The 22,885-nt window shown below is 69.8% G+C and carries 23 protein-coding genes; 9 read left to right on the forward strand and 14 right to left on the reverse strand.

Annotated features, from left to right (window positions below; all coding sequences use genetic code 11):
• The 3 genes from NM2_RS28990 to NM2_RS29000 all read left to right on the forward strand — a co-directional run.
• The coding region (locus NM2_RS28990) for a carotenoid biosynthesis protein (RefSeq protein ID WP_067675132.1) at positions 1–721 on the forward strand (721 nt) is incomplete at its 5' end.
• 27 nt (positions 722–748) lie between these two features.
• A complete protein-coding gene (locus tag NM2_RS28995; protein WP_067675136.1) occupies positions 749–1,486 on the forward strand; it encodes an LppM family (lipo)protein in 738 nt (245 codons plus the stop codon).
• 100 nt (positions 1,487–1,586) lie between these two features.
• Complete coding sequence (locus NM2_RS29000) at positions 1,587–2,768, forward strand: glycosyltransferase family 2 protein (protein WP_067675139.1); 1,182 nt, start codon at positions 1,587–1,589, stop codon at positions 2,766–2,768.
• A 161-nt stretch (positions 2,769–2,929) separates the two neighbouring features.
• Here the strand turns inward: NM2_RS29000 and NM2_RS29005 are convergent, their stop codons facing one another.
• Both NM2_RS29005 and NM2_RS29010 read right to left on the reverse strand, forming a co-directional pair.
• Positions 2,930–3,652 carry a hypothetical protein gene (locus tag NM2_RS29005; RefSeq protein ID WP_067675271.1) on the reverse strand — a complete coding sequence of 241 codons (723 nt, stop codon included), beginning with the start codon at positions 3,650–3,652 and terminating at the stop codon, positions 2,930–2,932.
• A 102-nt stretch (positions 3,653–3,754) separates the two neighbouring features.
• Positions 3,755–4,750 (reverse strand): methylenetetrahydrofolate reductase, encoded by a 996-nt coding sequence (locus tag NM2_RS29010; protein WP_067675142.1) that lies wholly within the window; start codon positions 4,748–4,750, stop codon positions 3,755–3,757.
• A 167-nt stretch (positions 4,751–4,917) separates the two neighbouring features.
• On the opposite strand from NM2_RS29010, the gene NM2_RS29015 reads away from it, so the two are divergent.
• The 4 genes from NM2_RS29015 to NM2_RS29030 all read left to right on the forward strand — a co-directional run bounded on the left by NM2_RS29015 (position 4,918) and on the right by NM2_RS29030 (position 10,343).
• Positions 4,918–6,027 (forward strand): polyprenyl synthetase family protein, encoded by a 1,110-nt coding sequence (locus NM2_RS29015; RefSeq protein WP_067675145.1) that lies wholly within the window; start codon positions 4,918–4,920, stop codon positions 6,025–6,027.
• Positions 6,024–7,616 carry a phytoene desaturase family protein gene (gene crtI / locus NM2_RS29020; protein WP_084531662.1) on the forward strand — a complete coding sequence of 531 codons (1,593 nt, stop codon included), beginning with the start codon at positions 6,024–6,026 and terminating at the stop codon, positions 7,614–7,616. The genes NM2_RS29015 and crtI overlap by 4 nt, the downstream gene beginning before the upstream one ends.
• A gap of 130 nt (positions 7,617–7,746) precedes the next feature.
• Complete coding sequence (locus NM2_RS29025) at positions 7,747–9,405, forward strand: alpha-(1->6)-mannopyranosyltransferase A (protein WP_084531663.1); 1,659 nt, start codon at positions 7,747–7,749, stop codon at positions 9,403–9,405.
• Positions 9,402–10,343 carry a phytoene/squalene synthase family protein gene (locus NM2_RS29030; protein ID WP_067675148.1) on the forward strand — a complete coding sequence of 314 codons (942 nt, stop codon included), beginning with the start codon at positions 9,402–9,404 and terminating at the stop codon, positions 10,341–10,343. Before NM2_RS29025 ends, NM2_RS29030 begins: the two co-directional genes overlap by 4 nt.
• Before the next feature lie 30 nt (positions 10,344–10,373).
• Here NM2_RS29030 and NM2_RS29035 read toward each other — a convergent pair whose 3' ends face one another.
• A complete protein-coding gene (locus NM2_RS29035; RefSeq protein ID WP_067675151.1) occupies positions 10,374–10,742 on the reverse strand; it encodes an Rv2175c family DNA-binding protein in 369 nt (122 codons plus the stop codon).
• A 119-nt stretch (positions 10,743–10,861) separates the two neighbouring features.
• On the opposite strand from NM2_RS29035, the gene pknB reads away from it, so the two are divergent.
• Complete coding sequence (gene pknB, locus NM2_RS29040; protein WP_157121377.1) at positions 10,862–12,829, forward strand: Stk1 family PASTA domain-containing Ser/Thr kinase; 1,968 nt, start codon at positions 10,862–10,864, stop codon at positions 12,827–12,829.
• On the opposite strand, the gene NM2_RS29045 is transcribed toward pknB, so the two are convergent.
• From NM2_RS29045 to NM2_RS29055, 3 genes are all read right to left on the reverse strand, one after another.
• The gene (locus NM2_RS29045) at positions 12,804–13,172 is read right to left on the reverse strand and encodes a hypothetical protein (protein ID WP_245718270.1); all 369 of its coding nucleotides are present in this window, start codon (positions 13,170–13,172) and stop codon (positions 12,804–12,806) included. The genes pknB and NM2_RS29045 overlap by 26 nt on opposite strands.
• A gap of 277 nt (positions 13,173–13,449) precedes the next feature.
• On the reverse strand, positions 13,450–13,749 hold the full coding sequence (locus NM2_RS29050) for a hypothetical protein (RefSeq protein ID WP_067675157.1): 300 nt from the start codon (positions 13,747–13,749) through the stop codon (positions 13,450–13,452).
• Between the two features lie 26 nt (positions 13,750–13,775).
• Positions 13,776–15,161 (reverse strand): class II 3-deoxy-7-phosphoheptulonate synthase, encoded by a 1,386-nt coding sequence (locus NM2_RS29055; RefSeq protein ID WP_067675160.1) that lies wholly within the window; start codon positions 15,159–15,161, stop codon positions 13,776–13,778.
• A gap of 90 nt (positions 15,162–15,251) precedes the next feature.
• Between NM2_RS29055 and NM2_RS29060 the strand changes: the two genes are divergently transcribed.
• Complete coding sequence (locus NM2_RS29060) at positions 15,252–15,740, forward strand: polyadenylate-specific 3'-exoribonuclease AS (protein ID WP_067675163.1); 489 nt, start codon at positions 15,252–15,254, stop codon at positions 15,738–15,740.
• A 52-nt stretch (positions 15,741–15,792) separates the two neighbouring features.
• On the opposite strand, the gene NM2_RS29065 is transcribed toward NM2_RS29060, so the two are convergent.
• The 8 genes from NM2_RS29065 to NM2_RS29100 all read right to left on the reverse strand — a co-directional run bounded on the left by NM2_RS29065 (position 15,793) and on the right by NM2_RS29100 (position 22,864).
• On the reverse strand, positions 15,793–16,518 hold the full coding sequence (locus NM2_RS29065; protein WP_067675166.1) for a lysophospholipid acyltransferase family protein: 726 nt from the start codon (positions 16,516–16,518) through the stop codon (positions 15,793–15,795).
• 134 nt (positions 16,519–16,652) lie between these two features.
• Positions 16,653–17,738 carry an ROK family protein gene (locus NM2_RS29070; protein ID WP_067675169.1) on the reverse strand — a complete coding sequence of 362 codons (1,086 nt, stop codon included), beginning with the start codon at positions 17,736–17,738 and terminating at the stop codon, positions 16,653–16,655.
• Positions 17,735–18,280 (reverse strand): hypothetical protein, encoded by a 546-nt coding sequence (locus NM2_RS50700; protein WP_174575693.1) that lies wholly within the window; start codon positions 18,278–18,280, stop codon positions 17,735–17,737. The genes NM2_RS29070 and NM2_RS50700 overlap by 4 nt, the downstream gene beginning before the upstream one ends.
• Entirely contained in the window at positions 18,277–19,551 is a 1,275-nt protein-coding gene (locus tag NM2_RS29080; RefSeq protein ID WP_245718271.1) for an ArsA family ATPase, read from the reverse strand. Before NM2_RS29080 ends, NM2_RS50700 begins: the two co-directional genes overlap by 4 nt.
• Positions 19,552–19,625: 74 nt before the next feature.
• Positions 19,626–20,063, reverse strand: a complete 438-nt coding sequence (locus tag NM2_RS29085) for an SRPBCC family protein (protein ID WP_067675172.1) — start codon at positions 20,061–20,063, stop codon at positions 19,626–19,628.
• Positions 20,064–20,109: 46 nt separating this feature from the next.
• Positions 20,110–20,505 (reverse strand): polyketide cyclase / dehydrase and lipid transport, encoded by a 396-nt coding sequence (locus tag NM2_RS29090; RefSeq protein WP_067675175.1) that lies wholly within the window; start codon positions 20,503–20,505, stop codon positions 20,110–20,112.
• 10 nt (positions 20,506–20,515) lie between these two features.
• A complete protein-coding gene (locus NM2_RS29095; RefSeq protein WP_067675178.1) occupies positions 20,516–21,679 on the reverse strand; it encodes a glycosyltransferase family 4 protein in 1,164 nt (387 codons plus the stop codon).
• A gap of 177 nt (positions 21,680–21,856) precedes the next feature.
• Positions 21,857–22,864 (reverse strand): hypothetical protein, encoded by a 1,008-nt coding sequence (locus tag NM2_RS29100; RefSeq protein WP_067675181.1) that lies wholly within the window; start codon positions 22,862–22,864, stop codon positions 21,857–21,859.
• Positions 22,865–22,885: the final 21 nt, after the last annotated feature.

Raw genomic sequence — 22,885 nt, forward strand, 5'->3', positions numbered from 1 at the left:
CGTCGGCCGGGACCGGGTGACCGCGGCCGTGGTGCTGCTGTCCGCGATCACCGCGCTCGCGCACGCCTGGGCGACCCGCGGTCCGCGCTGGGCGGCCGGACTGCTGCTGATCGTGTCCGGACTCGGGCTCGCCGCCGAGATCGTGGGCGTGGCAACGGGATTCCCCTTCGGCTGCTACGCCTACGCGCACGACCGGCTCGGTCCCGAACTGGCCGGTGTGCCGCTGCTCGTGCCGCTGGCCTGGACGGGCGGGCTGTATCCGGTCTGGATCGTGGCCGGACTGCTGTGTCCGCCGGGATCACCGCGGGCGCGGACACGTATCCCGCTGACCGCGGTGGGCGCGGTCGGCTGGGATCTGTTCCTGGACCCGCAGATGGTGTCCGCCGGACAGTGGTCCTGGTGCTCACCGCTGCCCGGACTGCCGGGGACGCCGCACATCCCCTGGACCAACTATCCGGGCTGGTTCGCCGTCGCACTGCTGATGGCGGCATTACTGGAACTGCTGGACCGCACCGACGCCCCCGCGGACCGCAGGCCCGCTGTCCCGGTGGCGGTCTTCCTGTGGACCTGGCTCGGCTCCACCCTGGCCCACGCGGTCTTCCTGGGCCTGCCCGCCTCGGCCGGGTACGGATTCCTCGGACTCGGCCTGCTCGGCGTTCCGCTGCTGTACACCTCGGCCCGTCGCATGCCGGTCCGCTCGGCGGGCCATGGCACGATGTGACCCGTGCAGCCGAGTCCGACACCACCGATGCCCGACGTCACGAGCGCACCATCGCGCCGCGGCACGAAGACCCCGACGCGCCGTCGCGCCTGGTCGGCGGTATTACTGCTGGCCATGCTGCTGCCGCTGCTGGCAGGCTGCCTGCGGGTCCAGGTCTCGATGGGCGTGTCCTCGAACGACCGGGTGTCCGGCCATATCGTCGTCGCGGTGGTCCCGGCCAACGACAAGGACAAGGGCCCGCAGCTCAAGGCGCCGGGCACGCTGGCCGCCAAGGTCCGCATCGAGTCGTACAGCCAGGACGGGTACGTGGGCAGTCAGGTGTACTTCGACGATCTGACCTTCGGTGAGGTCGGCGAGCTCGGCGGTCTGTCCGATCAGACGCAGGGCATGTTCACCCTGCAGTTCGTCCGGACCGGCGACCTGGTCACGCTCAATGGCCGCGCGGACCTGAAGTCGGTGCCACCCCAGGGGTCGGACGTCCAGTTCACCGTCGCCTTCCCGGCCCGGGTGGCCACCACCAACGGCACCCGGGAAGGCGATTCCGTGGTGTCCTGGAAACTGCCCGCCGGCGATGAGAGCACCGTGCACGCCGAGGCCAGCTACGCCGACCCGAACACCCGCTCGTTCGCCGGGTGGGCCGGAATCGTCGGCGGTATCACCCTGGCCGTCGCCGCGCTGGTCGCCGTCATCGCCTACCTGAGCCGCAATCCGACCCCGAACTACATCGCCCGGCTGCGCGAGACCCGCACGCGCGAGAAGGTCTGACCCACCGCGAACGTGCGGTGGATGTCACATCGCGCCGCCCCGCGGGGATGTACCTGGCATCGGGGCGGAACGACCGCGGATACCGCGAGAACGGAAACGTATGAGAAGCACTCTGGTGACAGGAGCGGTCGCCGCCGGGACGGCCGTCTCATTGACGGGCTGTGCCCTGACGGTGCTGAACCGGCTCACCGTGCGGCGGCTCGGGGTCGTGGGCCCGCCGGTGATCGAACCGGTGACCGTATGCGTCCCGGCGCGGAACGAGGCGGCGCGGCTGCCGGGCCTGATCGCGGATCTGCGTGGGCAGCACGGAGTTTCGCGGATGCGCGTGTTGATCCTGGACGACGGGTCCGGGGACGACACCTACGACGCGGCGGTCGCGGCGGCCGGAGACGACGAGCGGTTCACCATCATCACCGCGCAGAGCGAACCGCGGCCGGGCTGGACCGGGAAATCCGCCGCCTGCGCCCGCCTGACCGAGATCGCCTGGGCGAGTGCTGATTCCGACGACCCGCCCGCGGGCGCGCTGATCTTCCTCGACGCCGACGTCCGGATCGGGGCGGGTGCGATCGCCGCCGCGGTGGGCGAATTGCGCCGCACCGGTGCGGGATTGGTGTCGCCGTGGCCGCGCCAGCTGACCGGATCGTTCGCCGAAGCGCTGGTCCAGCCGCTGCTGTGCTGGTCGTGGGCCGCGACGCTGCCGGTGCGCCTGGCGGGGCGCAGCCTGCGCCCCGCCACGGCGGTGTCCTGCGGGCAGTTCCTGGCCTTCGACGCGGCCGCCTACCGCGCGGCGGGCGGGCACGCCGCGGTCGCCACGCACGTCACCGAGGATCTCGCGCTGGCGCGGGCGGTACGCCGGACCGGACGACGCACCGTGCTGGTCTCCGCGGGCCGCATCGCGAACACCCGGATGTACCGGGGCGCAACCGAACTCGACACCGGATACACCCGATGGCTGTGGTCGGCCTACGGTTCCGCGGCGGGCAGTGCCGCGGTGGGCGCGACAGCCGCCCTGGCCTTCTGCGCCCCTCCCCTCGCGGCCGTGTTCGGCCGGGGCGTCACCCGCCGGATCGGCCTGCTCGGCTACGCCTGCGCGGTCGCGAGCCGCCTGACCGCCCGCTCCCTGGAATCCGGTGGGGCACTCACCCTCTCGGACATCCCCGCGGCGCTCGCCCACCCCTTGTCGGTGGCCGCCTACCTACGCCTGTCCATCCGCTCCCATCGCCTACACCGATCGGGAACACTCACCTGGAAAGGTCGCACCGTCGCCGAACGCGTCGGCTGATTTCGCGAATCCGATTGCCCGCCTGATCGTTCCGCCGTCGGGTTGACACGACACGGACGACGAACCGCGTGAGAAGTTGCGTGGCAGCCGCAACCAACGGCTGATTCGAACGAATCCGGTTGCCGCCCGGCTGTTTCGCCGGGCGGGCTCGGTGGAACAGGTCAGCTGACCCTGGTGACGCCCACGGTGGGCAGGAACAGGCAGGTTCGGTTGCCGTTGCGCACGGAGCCGAAGACGGCGGCCAGGACGGTTCCCGAGCCGGTGTCGACCGGGACCGCGCGCACGCCGCCCCGGGGCAGTGCCGTGCCCAGGAAGTTCTCGACGGCCTGCTGGGCGAGCGGGCGCATCGCGGGCGGCACCTGCGGCGGCACCATGGACGCGGCCACATCGGATACCGAGCCCATCTGGGTCAGTCCGCTCTGCCCGGTGTTGGTGTTCAACCAGGCCACCTGCATCCCGGAGGTGTCGGCGCCGTCGGGCCCCATCCCGTAGGGCACGAAGGCGAACATCGTGTGCCCGGCCTTGACGGCGGACAGATCCGTGCCCGGCACGCTCACCGTGGTCTTCGGCCACGGGCCGGGCACCGCGCCCGCGATGGCCGGGACCAGGCCCATCGTGCTCCCGTCCGCGCAGAACGCCGAGGCCGACGGATACAGGAACGGATCCATCCCGAACTGCCGCAATCCCTCGATCGCCTGCCGATACGCACCCAGCGCGTCGGTCTGCGCGACAGCGCCGTGCCAGGCCGTTTCCACCGCCGACGCGGCGTCGGCCGCGGACGGGCCCGGTGGCGCCGCCGACGCGGCGGTGAAACCGGTGCAGGCCAGCGCGGCGCAAGCGCCCACCGCACCGGCCACACGGACGAGACTGCGCAATACGGCCATCGGCATTCTCCTAGTAGTCACGGTTCCCGGGTCCTCACGGGTGCGCGTGACTGTACGCGCCGTATCAGCACATCAGCGGTTAATCCGCCCGCGAAACGCCGATCAAGCTTCGACCGGCTTCTGTGCCACGGTGTATCCGAGATTGGTGAGCACCTCGGTGGTGGCCTTGGCGAAGTTCAGCGTGATGAAATGCAGGCACGGCGCACCTTCGGCAATCAGCCGCTGACCGATCTCGGTGGCGATCTCGATACCGACCTCGCGCACCGCGTCGCGGTTGGCCTCGGGATCGTTGCCCGCGGCCCGCTCCAGCCGGGTCATCAGTGCGGTGGGAAGGGGGCGGCCGGACAGTTCCTCGGCGCGCTGCACGGTCCGCAGCGAGGTGATCGGCATCAGCTCCGGGATGATCGGCTTGTCGCCCTGCACCGGATCGAACGCGCTGACCCGATCCCGCAAGCGCAGATAGTCGTCCACGTCGAAGAACATCTGCGTGATCGAATATTCCGCGCCCGCACGGAGTTTCGCGCACAGGAAGCGGGTGTCGTGGTCCAGGTCCGGCGACCGGTGATGCCCCTGCGGGAACGACGCCACCCCGACGTGGAAATCACCCAGATCGCGCACCATGCGCACGAGTTCCTCGGCGTATTCGACGCCCTCGGGATGCCGCTGCCACTCCCCCAGCGGATCACCGGGCGGATCGCCGCGCAGCACCAGCAGATTGCGGATTCCGGCGTCGGCGTAGACGCCCACGATCGAACGCAGCTCGGCGACGCTGTGCGCGACGGCGGTCAGATGCGCGACCGTGAGCAGTGTCGTCTCCTGCGCCAGCTCCCCGGTGACCCGGGCGGTACGGTCGCGGGTGGAGCCGCCGGCGCCGTAGGTCATCGAGACGAAGGCCGGATGCATGCGCTCGAATTCACGTGCCGCACGCCACAGTCGAGCCTCGGCGGCCGCATCACGCGGTGGATTGAACTCCACCGAGAACGGAATGCTGCCGTCGGGCCGCGGCCCCAGACGCCCCACGACGGAGGGAGTTCCGGAAACCTGCGGCGGGCGGGGTCGGCCTGGGGTCGATCGTCCCCGTACGTTGTCGAAACTCACCGACCCAGTGTAGTGGGACGACCTCCCCGCTCGGCGGGGCCGTCCGCCGCGACCGGGGCGAAAGCCGACGCAGTATCGTTCCAATCCAGGGGCGCCCGCGCGTCCGAACCATATGCGTCAGCGTTTTTCACCGGTGCTGTCGCGGTAAGTCACCCTGGGAGGTTCCGTTGTCGGCCGATACCTCGACACGTCCGGGCCCGGCAGCGGATTCCGCCGGGTTGGTCAGCGCCGTCGCCGAGGCGCTGAATCGGTTCTTCGCCACGCGTCGCGAGATCGTCGCCGGGCTGGGCCCGGTCTTCATCGATGCGAGCGAGGCGCTGCAGAACTTCGTGCTGCGCGGCGGAAAACGCACCCGTCCGGCGTTCGCCTGGACGGGCTGGCTGGGTGCGGGCGGTGATCCGGACGGACCGCAGGCCCCGGCGGTACTGCAAGCCTGCGCGGCGCTGGAACTGGTGCAGGCCTGCGCGCTGATCCACGACGACATCATCGATTCCTCGCGCACCCGGCGCGGCTTCCCGACCGTGCACGCGGATTTCGAACATCGCCACACCGACCGCGAATGGGGCGGTGACGCAGGACATTTCGGCATCAGCGTCGGCATCCTGATCGGTGATCTGGCCCTGGCGTGGGCCGACGACATGGTCGCGGGGGCCCGGCTCGACCCGGCCGCGCGCGCCCGGTTCACCCCGGTCTGGGCGGCCATGCGCACCGAGGTGCTGGGCGGGCAACTGCTGGACATCCACGGCGAGGCGGGCGAGGACGATTCGGTGGAGTCGGCGATGCGGGTCAACCGCTACAAGACCGCCTCCTACACGATCGAGCGGCCGCTGCATCTGGGCGCGGCCCTGGCCGATGCCGATCCGCCGCTGATCACGGCCTATCGCACCTTCGGCACCGATATCGGCCTGGCCTTCCAGCTGCGGGACGATCTGCTCGGCGTCTTCGGCGATCCCGCCGTGACCGGCAAACCCTCCGGCGACGATCTGCGCGAGGGCAAGCGCACCGTGCTGATCGCGGAGGCGCTGCGCCGCGCCGATGCCGCCGATCCGGCCGCGGCCGAGTTGCTGCGCAACCGACTGGGCACGGATCTGACCTCGGACGAGGTGAGCCGGTTGCGCGAGGTCATCACCGGACTGGGCGCGGTCCAGGACGTGGAACGCCGCATCACCGAACTCACCGAGCGCGGCCTGGCGGCCCTGGCCGGATGTTCGGCGACGCCGGAGGCCAAGCGCCGGCTCGAGGCGATGGCCGTGGCCGCCACCAGACGCGTCGCATGAGGACGATCACCGGGCGCACCGACCGCGTGATCGTGGTCGGCGCGGGACTGTCCGGGTTGTCCGCGGCCCTGCATCTCACCGGCGCAGGACGCGCGGTCACCGTGCTCGAGCGAGCGGATCATCCCGGCGGGCGGGTCGGGGTGTATCGCGGGCCGGACTATGAGATCGATTCCGGGGCAACGGTTCTCACCGTTCCAGGACTCATCGATGAGGCGCTGGGGGCGGTCGGGCAGGACAGTGTCTCGCGGGGGCTGCGCATCCACCGCCTCGCCCCGGCCTATCGGGCGCGTTTCGCCGACGAGTCGGTCATCTCGGTGTTCTCGGATCCGGAGCAGATGGCCGCCGAGGTGGCCCGCGCCTGCGGTCCGGACGAGGTCGCCCGGTATCGGCGGCTGCGTGCCTGGCTGGCCCGCGTCTACGGGGCCGCTTACGGCGAATTCATGGACACCAACTTCGACTCCCCGCTCGACATGGTCACCATCGCCCGCAAGCGCGCGGCGCTGCGCGAACTGGTGCGTGCGGGAGCGTTCGGGCGACTCGGGCCACGGGTCGGGCGGATCCTGCGCGACGAGCGGCTGGCCCGGCTGTTCACCTTCCAGGCCCTGTACGCCGGGATGGCTCCCGCGCGGGCGCTCGGGGTGTACGGGGCGATCCCGCACATGGACACCTGCCTGGGCGTGTACTTCCCCGAGGGCGGTATGCGCGCGGTGACCGCGGCCCTGGCCGGCGCGTTCGTCGATGCGGGCGGGCGGCTCGAACTGGGCGTCGAGGTGACCGGGATCGACTACCGCGACGGCCGCGCACACCGGGTGCGCACCGCCGCGGGGACCTACGACTGCGATGCGGTGGTGCTCACCGCCGATCTGGGCTCGCTGCCCAGGTTCGGGATCAGCCGGCGGCGTCCGCTGCGCGCGGCGCCCTCGGCGGTCGTCGCGCACGGCACGATTCCGGCCGAGGTCGCCGCGCGGTGGCCCGTGCAGGCCCACCACACCATCGAATTCGGCCGTGCCTGGGACCGCACGTTCACCGAGATCGCCGCGCGACGCGGCCGGGGCCGGACGATGAGCGATCCGTCGCTGCTGCTGACCCGGCCCGCCCTCAGCGATCCCGGCCTGTTCATCGAGCGCGACACCCGGCACGAGCCGTTCTCGCTGCTGGCTCCCTGCCCGAATCTGGTTGCCGCGCCGCTGGATTGGCCCCGCCTGGGCCCGGCCTACCTGCGCGAGCTGCTGGGCGTGCTGGAACAGCGCGGCTATCGCGGCATCGCCGAACACTTCGCCGTCGACCATCTGGACACCCCGCGCACCTGGGCCGATCAGGGCATGATCGCCGGAACCCCGTTCTCCGCGGCCCATCTGTTCCGGCAGACCGGTCCGTTCCGCACCCGCAATCTGCCCCGTTCGGCGGACAACGTCGTCCTGGCCGGTTGCGGGACCACGCCGGGGGTCGGGGTGCCGACCACGCTGCTGTCGGGAAAGCTGGCCGCGCAGCGCATCACCGGTCGCACCGGACCCGATGCGGGCCGATTCCCGGCCGAGCGCGCGCACCGGACCGAATCGCCGAGCGCCACGACGGGAGTTGCCGGGTGAGTTACCGGCATGCCGACATACAATGCGTGCCGACCGGCGCGATAGTGTTCCCGACAGGACTATTAAACTGGCCCGCGACCTACTGACCGCGGTTCCGACCGCACGCGATTCCCGGGGGGAACGACGACCTATGCCGACCCCCGAACCTTCGACCGCCACCGCGGAACCCATCACCACCGCGGCCCCGGACACCGAGGCCACGGCGAGACCGCGCACCCTGGGCTGGTGGCTGCGTTTCGCCGGTGAATTCCTGCGCAGCCCCGAGGGACACGCCGCGTTCCTGGGTTTCTGGGGCTCGCTGATGATCACCCTCGGCGGCCTCGGCGCGGGCGCGGTGCGCCGCAACGACCCGCTGCTGGAATCCGCGCACCTGTCGTGGCTGCGATTCGGTCACGGTTACACGCTGGCGACGATCGTCGTCTGGCTGGGCGTGCTGTCGATGATCGTGGCGTGGGTCCGGCTGGGCCGCATCACGATCGGCTTCGACGACGGTGTCCGGCTGATCTCCGGTCTGCGCAACGGCACCGCACCGGACAGCCCGGTCACGCTCAACGAGTTGCGCGCGATCGTGGGCATCTGGATCTTCCCGCTGCTGTTCGCGGTGCCGATGTTCAGCCAGGACGTCTACTCGTATCTGGCCCAGGGCGCTCTGCTGCGGGACGGATTCGATCCGTACAAGGTCGGCCCGGTGGCCAATCCGGGCGTCCTGCTGGACAACGTGAGTCCGGTGTGGACCACCACCACCGCGCCCTACGGCCCGATCTTCCTGCTGCTGGGAAAGTGGATCACCACCATCACCGGTGCCAACGTCGTGGCCGGGACCTGGGCCATGCGGCTGGTGATGCTGCCCGGTCTGGCCCTGATGATGTGGGCGGTCCCGCATCTGACCAAACATCTCGGCGGTAAGCCGACGGTCGCGCTGTGGCTGGCGGTGCTCAATCCGCTGGTGCTGATCCACCTGATCGGCGGCGTGCACAACGAGATGCTGATGGTCGGCCTGATGGCCGCCGGTATCGCGCTGGTGCTCGAGCGTCATCACGTCGCGGGCATCGTGGTGGTCGCGATCGGGGTGGCGATCAAGGCGACCGCGGGTGTGGCGCTGCCGTTCCTGGTGTGGATCTGGATGATCCACGAACGTGAGCGCCGGGCCGCGAAGAACGAGGGCCCGCTACCACATCCGATCTGGACGTTCGCCAAGATCGGCGGACTGGGCATCTCGGTGTTCGCCGTGGTGTTCGCCGCCGCCTCGGCCGCGGCCGGGGTGGGCATCGGCTGGCTGACCGCGCTGTCGGGATCGAAGAAGATCATCAACTGGCTGTCGCTGCCGACGATCATGGCGCACATCGTCACCTGGTTCACGCCGTGGGCGCTCGAGCCGGTGCTGTTCTGGACCCGGTCGCTGTGCGCCGTCGCGCTGGTGGTGGCCCTGATCTGGACCTGGTGGCGGTTCAAGCTGACCGAGCGGCAGGCCGTGCTGGGCATTCTGATCGCCTTCGTCGCGATCATCGTGCTGTCCCCGGCGGCGCTGCCCTGGTACTACTCGTGGCCGCTGGCGCTGGCCGCCGGATTCGCGATGTCGACGATGACGCTGATGCTCCTGGTCGGGCTGTGCACGTGGTTGATGCTGGTGTTCGAGCCGGGTGGGGCCATCGGGCTGTACAACTTCTGGTACGTCGCGGCGGCCACCTTCGCCGCGGTGGTGGCGGCGTTGTCGCTGCGCAATGTCGACCCGCTGCGATTGCGCGCGGGCTCCGTCAAGCCGACCGGCAGCGTCCGATCACCGCGATGACGATGGTCGCCGCCGCGGAGGTCACGAGCGGGGAGCTGTCCGAGGCCTACCGGCACTGCCGGGGGATCGCCGCCGCGCACGGCCGGACCTATTTCCTGGCGACCCGGTTACTGTCGGCCGAGCAACGTCCGGCCGTGCACGCGCTGTACGCGTTCGCGCGCACGGTGGACGATATCGTCGATCACGAGATCGCCCCGGGCGCAACCGATTCCGCAGCGGTGGACCGGCTGGACCGGATCGAGGAGCAACTGCGCGCGCGGCTCGACCGTCGCGGCCCGCTCGATCCCGATCCGGTGCTGACGGCCGTCGCCGACACCATCACCCGCTATCACATTGCGCCGCAACACTTCTGGATCTTCCTCGAGGCCATGCGGATGGACGTGCCCGGCAGCGCGCGATTCCGGAACAGATACCGCACGATGGCCGAGTTACGCGACTACATGCGCGGTTCCGCGGCCGCGATCGGGTTGCAGCTGCTGCCGGTGCTCGGCACGGTCGTGCCGGTAGCCGAGGCCGAACCGGCGGCCGCGGCTCTCGGCGAGGCGTTCCAGCTGACCAATTTCCTGCGCGACGTCGGCGAGGATCTCGACCGGGACCGGGTGTACCTGCCGACCACCGAACTGGCCGCGTTCGGCGTCGACGAGAACCTCCTGCGGCACTGCCGCCGCAGCGGACGCACCGATCCGCGCCTACGCCGCGCCCTGGCCCACCTCATCGCCGTCAACCGAGCCCTCTACCGCACCGCCACCCCCGGCATCGCCATGCTGCACCCCCGAGTCCGCCCGGCCATCGACACAGCCGCCCTGCTCTACGCCGCGATCCTCGACGAGATCGAGCACGCCGACTACGAGATCTTCACCCGCCGGGTCGTCGTCCCCCGCCATCGCCGTCTCCACGTAGCGGCAGGGCACCTCCCGGGCGCGATCACCCGCAGGTGACGATAACCACCCCTCAGTAGGGCTCGCCGCTCAGAACGGGTCCGCCGCGGCTCGGCGGATCACTTCCCGGGCCAGGGGACCGTGCAGGGCGTCGATGGGGCGACCGGGGAGGGATTCGTCGTCGAGGTAGATCCATTCGAGGATCTCCTCGTCGGTGTATTTCGCATCACGCATGACCGTGATCAGGCCGGTCAGGTGCTTGGCAACGGCGCCGTCGGAGTCGAAGAAGTCCTCGGGGATGCCCGCGATGCCGTCGCGCCGGACCGCGATGATCTGATGATCTCGCAGCATCTGATGCACTCGGGTCACGGCCATACCCAGTTGCTCGGCCACATCGGGCAGGGCGAGCAGGGTCACAGACTCCGGCAGCACGTCATTGCTGCATGGAAATGCGCTCACGCGGACAACGGTAGTCTGCTGTTCGCGCCTATACGATCGGTGGTGCCGCCACCGGGGCGGCCGATGCTCATCAGTGAGAGTGTGCCGCCGTCGGTGGCACAGCGAGAGGTGAGAGCTTTGTGGAAGGCGGAGGACAGCAGTTGATCGGCCAGATGCTGGACGGGCGCTACCGCATCGATGCGCCGATCGCCCGGGGCGGCATGTCGATGGTGTTCCGCGGGGTGGACACGCGCTTGGACCGGCCGGTCGCGATCAAGGTGATGGATCCCCAGTTCGCCGGGGATCCGCAATTCCTGAGCCGCTTCGAATTCGAGGCGCGCGCCGTGGCCAAACTCAAACACCCGTCGCTGGTCGCGGTGTACGACCAGGGCGTCGACGGCGAGCACCCGTTCCTGATCATGGAACTGGTCGAGGGCGGCACTTTGCGCGAACTCCTGCGCGAGCGCGGCCCGATGCCCCCGCACGCGGTGGCCGCGGTCGCCGAGCCCGTGCTGGCCGCGATCGGCGTGGCGCATCGCGCCGGGCTGGTCCATCGCGACGTCAAACCCGAGAACGTCCTGATCTCCGACGCCGGTGAGGTCAAGATCGCCGACTTCGGGCTGGTCCGCGCGGTGGCGGGATCGAATATGACCTCCTCGAGCGTCATCCTGGGCACCGCGGCGTACCTGTCCCCCGAACAGGTCGCCAACGGCAACTCCGACGCCCGCAGCGACGTGTACTCCTTCGGCATTCTGATCTTCGAAATGCTCACCGGCGCAACGCCGTTCACCGGCGACACCTCGCTGTCGATCGCCTATCAGCGGGTGGAGAAGGACGTCCCGAATCCCAGCCGGTTCATCGAGGGCGTGCCGCCGGAATTCGACGAGCTGGTCGCGCGGGCCACCGCCCGCGAGCCCGCGCATCGATTCGCCGACGCCACCGAGATGGCCGCGGAGCTACGCCGCATCGTGCGGGAGCTGGATCTGCCCGCCTACCGGGTTCCCGCGCCGCGCGAATCCGCCGAACACCAGTCCGCCCGCTATCGCCCGGTCACGCCGCAGCATCCCGCCCCCGGCGAACCGGCCACCACCCGGCTCGCGGCCGAACCGGCCGGCTCGCCGCACACCCGCGTGCTGACCACCTCGCATTCGCGTGCCGAGCCGCCGAGCTACCCCGCACGGCCCGAAACGCGGGAGCCCTACTATCCCGAATACGACGACGACCGGAACCGTTCCCGTCGTCGGGTGATGATCTGGGCGGCGATCGTGGTGGCGCTGGCGCTGATACTCGGCGTCGGCGGCTGGTATCTGGGCGTCGAACGCTATTCGGCGGTCCCGGCGATCGCGGGCATGGACACCGCCGCGGCGACCACGACATTGCAGCAGGCCGGATTCTCGATCACGCAGCGCAACAAGGCCTCGGACACCATCCCGGTCGGCGGCGTGGTCGGCACGGATCCGTCCGCGGGCGCGCGGGTGCTCAAGGGTTCCACGGTCGCGATTCTGGTCTCCAGCGGCAAACCCCAGGTGCCGCGGTTCCGCTCGGGCCAGGATGTGCAATCGGTCGAGCAGTCCATCCGCGATCAGGGCCTGGTTCCGGTGGACAGCGGCGAGGTCGCCAGTACCGCGCCGAAAGGCTCGGTGGCGCAATTGAATCCGGTGCCGGGCACGGTCCTGCCCGCGGGCGCCGAGGTGAAGGTGTTCCGCAGCAAGGGATCCGTGCGGGTCACCATGCCCGATGTGAGCGGCAAGAGCGTCGACGAGGCCAAGTCCGAGCTACAGAGCGTGGGAATCACGGTGCAGGACACCAGAACCCAGTTCGACGCGCGGATGACTGCCGATCAGGTGATCGGCACCGATCCGGCCGCGGGAACCACCGCGCTGTCGGGCAGTACGGTGACGCTCATCGTGTCGAATGCGGTGCAGGTGCCCGACGAGGTGGGCAAGAGCGCGAGCAAGGCACGCTCGGAACTGGAGAGCCTGGGGTTCAAGGTGGTGCTGAATCAGGTGTTCAGCACCGATCGCGGCACGGTCCGCGTGCAGACGCCGTTCGGCGGCACCAATGTCGCGCCGGGCAGCACGATCACCTTGACTGTCCTGCCGTTCTGATCGGCGCTCCGACGCTCGCACCGGCCAGCAGGTCCGAACGGCTGATGCCGAGCCGGTCCGCCGCCAGATCGATGGCCTGGCCGAGCACTTCCTGCGAGCTGATTCCGACGACCTGGGACTGTTCCCGGCGTGCCTCACCGCGCGCCACCCGGATCCGGCACCGCCAGATGCCGCCGCCGTGATCGAGCTCCGGCCGTTCGATGACGACCGATACCGTGAGCCCGTCGACGATCGTCTCGTGCGTGACCAACTCGGTGGTGGCGGGAACCGGCCGATTTCCCGCACCGGTCGGATACCGATCCCGCCGCCGTTCGGCTGCGCGTCGGCCTATTCCTGAAAGCAATTCACCAGCTATCGGCATCGCGCGCATCGGGTCCTCCCACTGCAATTCACGCTATTTCCCGCTTTCGGTCCGCCGCGACGGCGAACCAATACTGAAAACCTAACGCACCAGTTCCGATACAGCAACAGTTCAGCTAACCTCAGGTTCCGCCGAATACCCGGATCCTTCACAAGGTTTTCGAAAGCCGCAGGGGCACAAAGAATTACACGCGCCAGCCCACTGCCGTGGACGGCGAACACAGATCACAACCGGGCCTCATGGCCCGGCCGCGCGGCACTCAGGCGACCGCGAGCAACGGGGCTCCGGTCTCCGGATCGTTGATCGCGACGACGTTGTCGGTGGTGAACACGTCCACCGAGACCCCGCCGATACTCGGGCTGATATTCGTCGTCACCTGCGCCGAAAACGCGGCCGGATCGTAACCCCAGGAGATGTTGAAGATCAGCAGACGGCTCCCGTCGCGCAACACCACCTCCGAGGGAATCCCGTCCCGGTCACGGTCGCGCAGCAACCGCAGGATGGTGCGATCGGCGGGATCCACCCGCAACACACCGGCCCCGCGGAATACGACGTTCACCGCTGCTCGCCCCTCCTCGCCGGCGATCAGCGCAGCATCTCGGCGACGAGGAAGGCCAGCTCCAGCGACTGCTGAGTGTTCAGGCGCGGATCGCAGGCCGTCTCGTAGCGATCCTCCAGATCCAGATCGGAGATGTCCTGCGCGCCGCCGAGACATTCGGTGACGTCCTCACCCGTCAGCTCGATGTGCAGACCACCGGGGTGGGTGCCCAGCGCATGATGCACCTCGAAGAATCCCTGCACCTCGTCCACGATCCGATCGAAGTGCCGGGTCTTGTACCCGGTCGAGGACTCGTGGGTGTTGCCGTGCATCGGATCGCACTGCCAGATCACCTGGTGGCCGGTCGCCTGCACCTTCTCGATGATCGGCGGCAGCACCTCGCGCACCTTGTTGTTGCCCATCCGGGCCACCAGCGTCAACCGGCCCGGCTCGTTGTTCGGATCGAGCCGCTCGACATATTCCACCGCCTGATCGGGAGTGGTGCCGGGACCGATCTTGAGCCCGATCGGATTGGCCAGCAGTTCCGCGAACGCGATGTGCGCACCGTCCAGCTGACGGGTGCGCTCACCGATCCACAGGAAATGCGCGGACAGGTCGTAGAGCACCGGATCACCGGCGGCGTTGTACGCCAGCCGCAGCATGGCGCGCTCGTAGTCGAGCACAAGCGCCTCGTGGCTGGCGTAGATCTTGGCCGCCTGCAGACTCGGATCCTGCACCCGGCAGGCGGTCATGAACCGCAGGCCGCGGTCGATCTCCTCGGCCAGCTGCTCGTACCGCGCTCCGGCCGGGGACTGCGCGACGAAATCCCGGTTCCAGTCGTGCACCTTGTGCAGGTCGGCCATGCCCGCGCCGGTCAGCGCGCGCACCAGATTCATCGCCGCGCTGGCGTTGGCGTAGGCGCGCACCAGACGCGACGGATCGTGTTCGCGCAGTGCGGCATCCGCGACGAGCGAGTTCACCATGTCACCGCGGTAGGACCGGAGGCCCTTGGCATCGGTGTCGGCCGAGCGCGGCTTGGCGTACTGGCCCGCGATGCGGGCCACCTTCACCACCGGCAGGCTCGCGCCGTAGGTCAGCACCACCGCCATCTGCAACAGGGTGCGGATATTGCCGCGGATGTGCGGCTCGGTGTTGTCGGCGAACGTCTCCGCGCAATCACCGCCCTGCATCAGGAACGCCTCACCACGCGCAACCTCGGCGAGGTGGCCGCGCAGCTCCTCGACCTCGGCGGGGACGCAGATCGGCGGGACGCTCTCGAGCACGGTGCGCATCCGCTCGGCCTGCTCCGAATCCCAGGACGGCTGCTGCAGCGCGGTGCGGGCCAGTGCGTCGTCGAGCCGACGACGCATTTCCGCGGGGAGCGGAGGCAACTCCGGCAGGCGATCGATCGGTACGTCGACGGTCCAGTTCACCAGACAAGGATAGATTCGGCCGCGAACGCGTGCGAACTCGGAGGTGGGGCAGCTCGCGAACGCGGGGCGAACACGCCGTAACCTCGACCGGTGCGCTACTTCTACGACTCGGAATTCATCGAGGACGGCACCACCATCGACCTGGTCTCGATCGGCATCGTCTGTGAGGACGGACGCGAGTACTACGCGGTCTCGAGCGAATTCGATCCGGAGAAGGCCGGGCCGTGGGTGCGGCGCAACGTGCTGCCCAAACTCCCCGCCCCGGCCTCGCCGGTGTGGCGCACCCGCCGTCAGATCCGCGACGACATCTACCGTTTCCTGATTCCGCGCACCGGCATCGAGCCCGAACTGTGGGCCTGGGTCGGCGCCTACGATCACGTCGCGCTGTGCCAGCTGTGGGGTTCGATGGTCGATCTGCCCACCACCATGCCCCGCTACACCAACGAACTTCGTCAGCACTGGGAGATGGCCGGACGACCGCCGCTGCCGCCGATCCCCGCGGACGCGCACGACGCCCTCGCCGACGCCCGTCACAATCTGGCCAAATTCGAGGCGATAGAAAAAGCGCGCCGCATGTGATGCGACGCGCTCTTCCGGGTGCGACGTGATCGAGGCCCGGGGTGAACCGGATCTAACCGGCCATCGACTCGGGCACCCGATCCGCATCGGGACGGCTGCCCGAGGGCACGCCCTTCTTCAGGCTGGACGCGTAGACGTCCACGTACTCACGCCCGGACATCCGCATCAGCTCGTACATGATCTCGTCGGTGACCGCGCGCTCCACGAAACGGTTGCCGCCCATCCCCTCGTAGCGGGAGAAGTCGATCGGCTTGCCGAACTCCACCGTGACCTTGCGCAACCGCCAGCGGAAAGGTCCGGGCGGGCAGACCTCGTCGGTGCCGACCAGCGCGACCGGAATCACCGGGACACCGGTCTCCAGCGCCAGTCGCGCGACACCGGTCTTGCCCTTGTAGAGCCGCCCGTCGGGCGAGCGGGTGCCCTCCGGGTAGAGCCCTACCACGCGGCCCTCGTTCAGCAGTTTGCGCGCGGTGTTCAGCGCGCTCTCCGCCGCGTCGGCGCCGCTGCGATCGATCGGGTACTGACCCGAGCCCGCGAAGAACCACTTCTGCAGACGGCCCTTGATACCGGGCGTGGTGAAGTATTCGGCCTTGGCCAGATAGGTGATCCGGCGCGGACTCATCAACGGCGTGAAAAGCCAGTCGGTGAACGACAGATGATTGCCCGCGAGGATCACCGGTCCGTCGGCCGGGATGTTCTCCACACCTTCGACCGTCGGCCGATTGAATAGATGCATGAACGGGCCCGGGAATACGTACTTCAGCAGCCAGTAGAACATTGCGTCCTTTCACCCCAGTCTGATTTCCGGGACCGGCGTCATCGCGGGCACCTCAGTCCGATGCCGACTCTACCGCCGGTGATGAGTTGTGACCAAGTTCGCAAGTGGGATTTCACATTACCGGAATACTGCGGTCAACGGCGGGCCCCCGCCCGGCCACCCGAAGCGGTCTCCCGGGTGCTCGAACGTGCGGATTCGCGCCCCGCCGCGGACGCGTCCGCGCCGTCCGCGCCGACCGTCGGCGGCCCCGTGCCCAGCGCCGTGCGAGCCAGTTCCGCGGCCCCGATCATGCCCGCGCCCTCACCCAGCTGGGTGGTGCGGATACGGGCCAGCGGCCGGTGCCTGGCCCCGGTGATCGAGGCCGCGTAGTGCTCGCGGGCCTCGTCCAGGAACAGCGGGGCCGAGGAGCTCACCCCGCCCGCGACGACCACCAGATCCGGGTCGAAGATATCGCTCACGAAGGCCAGGCCCAGGCCCAGCCAGCGCGCGAAATCCGCCAGCGCGTCGAGGGCGACCGGATCCCGGTCCTGCGCGGCGCCGGCGACCCGGCGTCCGGTCAGCGAGCCCGGATCCCGGGACACCTCCCGGGCCAGGATCGTCGAGCGGGTCGGGTCGGTGGCCAGGATCTCGATCGCGGTTTCCACCAATGCCGTTCCGCTGCAATATCTCTCCCAACAGCCGCGCTTGCCGCACGGGCACGCGCGGCCGTTGGGTACGACCTGTAGATGTCCCAATTCCGGTGCCACGCCGAAACTTCCGCGATACAGCTCACCGCCGACCAGCAGCGCCGCGCCGATTCCGGTGCCGATCGCCACCAGCACCCCGTTGTGCGTGCCGGCCGCCGCGCCGAAACGATATTCGGCCCACATCGCGGCATTGGCATCGTGTTCCAGGATGACCGGCAGTCCGAGCCGCTCGGACAACCGGCTCGCGACCGGCGAATCCTGCCACGGCAGATGCGGGGCGAAACGCACCGAAGTGCGTGTCTCGTCGACGAATCCGGCCACCGCCAGGCCGACCGCGTCGATCCGGTGCCGTCCGCACAGCTCGCGCACGGCGCGCTCGAGGCCGTCCTCGAGCGCGTGCTCCGAATGCGGGGTCGGGGCCTGCACGGTGTCGAGCACCTCGCCCGCGCCGTCGACGACCGACGCGCGAATGTTGGTGCCGCCGACATCGATTCCGACGGTCAGGGGCCGCTCCCGCCCGATGCGCGTGGTCATGCCTTGATCTGCACCGGGATCGAGATGTACCGGGGTCTGCTGTCACCCGATGACGTCGAGCTCGCACGCACCTCGGATTCGACCGTGCCGGAACGTGTTTCGCCATCGGGCGCACCGGCCGAGAAACTCCGCGCGTCGGGGACCGGATCGACCGGGTTCGCCCGCTCGTCCGGCGAATCACCCTCCGGCGCACCATCGTTCGGCGCGCCTGACGCGTGATCCCCGGCCCCGTCCGGGTCGGTCGGCATGACCGGTTCGACCGGGACACCGGCCAGCGCCTCGCGCAACACCGTCACGATGGCGGTGCCGTGCGCGGCGAGAGAGGCGACCATGTCGTGGTGCTCCCCGCGCATCAGTGCCGCCGCCGCGCACAGCGGGCACCAGCTGCATCCGGACCATTCCGCACCGCCGTCCGTGGCCGCGCGGCGCAGCACCGGCTCGACTCGCTCGAGCAGCACCTCGGCCAGCAGCCGCAGTTCCTCGGCGAGTTCACCGATGTGCGCGTCGTGCTCGGGACCGTGCGGTTCCCGGTAGTCGTTCATCGCGGCCATACCTCGGGGTCGGGGCGAAAGCGCACGACCAGCAGGCCGTCGTCCAGCTCGGCGCCGTCGACGGTACATCGCCGCAGCACCGGAGCCAGCCGCAGCCGACGCCGGATGCCGTCCGCTCCCACGATCAAATCGTCCTCCACTCGTCCCAGTCGCAGCGTCGCCGGGTCGACCACGGGCAACGCCAGCCGCAACGTGTACACCGATTGCAGCCCGCTGCCCGACTCGAGCCGCACCTGCGGCTCGCCGGACCGCGTGCCCCGGACCGCCGCGTCGTCGCCAAGCATAGGGTCTGCGCCGGCTCCTGCCCGATTACCACGCGTTTCGGCCGCCAACGCCGCGAGCGGTTCCGCACCGACCGGTTCGGACCCGCTGTGATGGGCGATCCGCACCGGCAGATCCGGGATGCGACGGCGCAGATCGGCGATGACGCCGAGTTGTTCGGCGCGCCGCTGGGCATACCACCGCACCGCGGGATGATCCGACGGCTCCGCCTCCGGCAGGGGCGGGAGCACCTTGTTAACCACCACCTCGTCCAGGCGCAGATCCAGCAGCGCCGCGGCCGAACGCACCCGAACCGATTCGGCGACCGCGACCCGCTCGGCGACGGTGATCAGCCGCATTCCGGTGCGGGACCGGTCGGCGAGCAGATCGCGCACCCGGGTGACCGCACCGGCGATCCGCTCGGCGGTCACGGCCAGGATCGCCCGCCGCAGATCCCGCCCGGCCGCGCTCATGGCGCGCGCGTGCGCGGGCCAGATCCGGTCCAGATAACCGAGCAGGGAGCTGGGACCCGTGACGATGCGCAACATGTCCGCGGTCGGCGGGCAGTCCACCACGATGACGTCCCAGTCGCCCTCGTCGGCGAACCGGGCGATCTCGCTGAGCATCAGCAGCTCCTGCACGCCCGGCAGGCCGGTGAGCTCGGCCGGATCCAGCGACCCCAGATCCACCCCGTGCTCGTGTCCCGCCCCGCCCAGCACGCGCACCACCTCGCGGAAGCGTTTCTCCAGCAGCGCAAGCGAATCCACCTCGATGACGTCCAGCCCGGGCAGGACCGAGGTCACCCCGGCGACGATCCCGGGATCGTGCGGGAACCGCTGCCCCAGCGCGTCACCGAGGGAATGCGCCTGATCCAGCGAGGCCAGCAGGACGCACTCCCCCGCGGCCCGATACGCCATCGCGGTGGCACAGGCCAGCGTCGTCTTGCCGACCCCGCCCTTGCCCGCGAACAGTTCCAGCCGGGTTCCCCGCGGCCCACCCACCGAGGACTCCCGGTCGGAGCCCGCGGGGCGAGCCGCGGCCCCGGCCGGGGAATCCGCGGAGTGCGCTGATTCGGTCAGTCCTCGACCCGCTTCTTGAGTTCCTTGAGCGCGGTGTCGGTGATGACCTTCTCCGCCTTGCGCTTGAACATGCCGATCATCGGGATGGTCAGATCCACGGTGAGTTCGTAGACGACCTGGGTGGTGCCGTCGGGCTGATCGATCAGCTCGTAGCTGCCGTCCTGGGCCTTCTGCAGATCACCGCTGGAGAGCTGCCAGCTCACCGCCTTGCCGTCCGGACGCCAGGTGTACGAGAGCACATAGGTGTCCTTGACGACGCCCGCGTCCAGCACGAACCGCGCGGTCCGGGCCCGGCCGTCGGGGAATGTGTCGAGGATTTCCACCGAGCGCGCCGCCGCCACCCACTCCGGGTACGACTCCAGATCGGCGATGACGGCCATCACCCGATCCGACGGTGCATCGATGATGATCGACCTCTGGGTCCGGTCGGCCATGACTGACAGCGTTTCCTTTCCGGCGTGCGGTGCGGGAGAACAGGATTCAGGAGATGAACTGGTCGGCCGACGCGTGCGCCGGGGGCTCACCGGCCGCGCGTCCGGCCTCCAGGCGCGCCTTGATCTCGAACGACATCTTCTTACCGGCGACCCGGCGGGCGCGGCTGGCCGCCACCAGATCACGCACGGCAACGGCCGGTTCGGCGTGCAGGAAGTAGTGCAGGATGACCCCGTCCAGCGACGGCTCCAGCCACACCTCCATGGTTCCGGTCAGCGCACCGCTCACCGTCCAGCGGATTCCCTTGTCGGCCCGGTCCTCTCGCACCTCGAGGGTGAGGTCGGGCCACCAGCGACGCCAGCGGCCGCGGTCGGCCAGAACCTCGCCGACCGCGCTTCCGGGAGCTGCGACGAAGGTTTGATCCGCCACCTGGATGCTGCTCATGCGCCTGAGCCTAACCCAACCGATCCGCGCCGCTCGATCGCACGTTCCCGTCCAGCAGGACGCGCAGCCGGTCGCCGAGCGCATCCCAGCGCCACTGGGTGCTCACCCACTCCCGCCCGGCCGCGCCCATGCTCGCCGCCGCGTCACGATCGGACAGGATCTCCACGATCGCCTCGCTTATCTGTGCCGTCGAACGCCCGTCCACGACCCGTCCGGTGCGGCCCTCGCGCACGGTTTCCGGTGCGCCGCCGGAATTTCCGGCCACCACCGGAACGCCGGTCGCTGACGCCTCGAGGTAGACGATGCCCAGTCCCTCCACGTCCAGTCCCGCGCCGCGGGTGCGGCACGGCATGGCGAACACGTCGGCGATCGTGTGATGCGCGGCGAGTTCGGCCGCGGGCACCCGGCCGGTGAACACGACCTGATCGGACAGTTCCATCGCTTGCACGAGCCCGCGCAACTTGTCCTCGTACGGGCCGCCGCCGGCGATCACCAGCACCGCGCCGTCCACCCGATCCCTGATCTCACGCATCGCCATGATCAACATGTCCTGGCCCTTGCGCGGGACGAGACGGGACAGGCACAGGATCGTCGGCCGCTCCCCCAGCCCGTAGCGGGCCCGAAGTTCACTGCGCGCGGCCGGATCCGGGCGGAACACCTCGCTGTCCACCCCCGGCGGCAGATATTCCAGGGCCGAGCGCGGACCGAAGGCCGCGGCGAAACGCCGTCGGGTGTACTTGCTGACGTAGGTGATCGTGTCGGTGGAGTCGCCGATCGCCCGCAGCGCCTGTCGCGCGAGCGGCAGCATCGACCAGCCCACCTCGTGCCCGTGGGTGCTGGCCACGATGCGCCGCGCCCCGGCGCGCCGCAGCAGCGGCGACATCAGGGCCAGGGGTGCGGCCGCACCGAACCAGACCGTGTCGCACCGCTCGTCGCGCAGCAGCTTGGCCGCGCGCCGCAGCACCAACGGCGTCGGCACCATCAGCGTGGTGGGATGCCGCACGACCTGGAACGGCTGTTCGGCGTCGAAGCGCAGATGCGAATCCCCCCGCCACCGCGGCGCGTACACCACCAGTTCGTCCGGCGGCAGCTGTGTGGCAAGCGCATGCACATAGGACTGGATACCGCCCGGTCTCGGTGGGAAATCGTTCGTTACCAGCAGGGTGCGCGCCATGCGGGGCAGTCTATTGACGTGTGCGCCCGCGACGCTGTCCGGGCTCACCTCCGATGAAAAGGGTTGCGGCGCACCCGTTATCCCCACCGGATTGGACAACCGAACACCCGGCGTCGATTTTCGCCGCCGCCCGGCCGACGGTTCGGGGCGAGTGCCGTCCGACCGAAATGTTCTGGGTCAGGCGGCTGCGCGGGCTTTGATCCAGTCGCGCCAGCGGCCGATGAAGTCGGTGCGGCCGATGCCCAGGGTATTGCGCAGGACGTCGTCGAGGGCAGCGGCGTCCTGGGGCCCGGTGGCCAGCTGACGGTAGAGGTCGACCAGCCGCGGCTCGCCGAAACGCTCGGCCACGAAGGCGTTCGCGGACCAGCCCTGTTCGTAGGCCAGTTCGGCGGCGTTGCCCGGGGTCGGGGCGAAGGCCGCGTCCGAGGGCAGATCCGCGGGCAGCGCACCGGCTCGGGCCTTCGCGGTCAGGGTCGGGGCGAGCTGCGCGAACGTGCGGTCGGCATCGCGATGCGCGGAGTATTCGGCGAAACCCTCCAGCACCCACTGCGGGGAGCCGTCCACCGTGACCGCGCGGGCGGCGATGTGCGTGAGCTCGTGCCGCAGCGTCTCGCGCAGGCCGTCGGGGCCCAGGCGACGCCCGGCGGCGGCGCTGAACACGATGCGCTGCCCGGTCGGGCGCGCGGGCGGGACGAACGGATCCGATACCGAGGCCGCCGCGACCTGGTCGGAGCCCTCGCCGGTGTCATGGGTCAACGCGGCGAACTCGGCCGAATCCGAGGCCACCGCGATCACCGCGTCCCGGGCCCAGTCGGTGCCCCACAGCTGGGTCACCTCCGCGACCGCCGCGCCGACGTCACCGGCCAGGGCGTCCACGTCGTCGCGCTGATAGGGATGGCCGAGCACCACCGACAGGCGACCGTCGTCGGCGCAGACCTGCCGGGTGACCACCGGCGCGTACGACTCCATCACCCGGCGTAGCTCGGGTAGTTGCGGATCGGCCGGAGCCGAGGGCACGGCCGCATCCGCGACCGCCGGCACCGGGCGAACGTGTAGCGCCGATTTCGGCAGCAACACCAGCGCACCACCGACCGCGGTCAACGCGATCACCATCGCGACCGTCGCGACGAACTCGAACCGCCGCTTGGCCGACAACCAGTTTCGAACCCGAGTCCACGCAGTCATATCAGCACGCTCGCGCTCACC

The sequence above is a fragment of the Nocardia miyunensis NBRC 108239 genome (assembly GCF_001613065.1).
Lineage (GTDB): Bacteria > Actinomycetota > Actinomycetes > Mycobacteriales > Mycobacteriaceae > Nocardia > Nocardia miyunensis.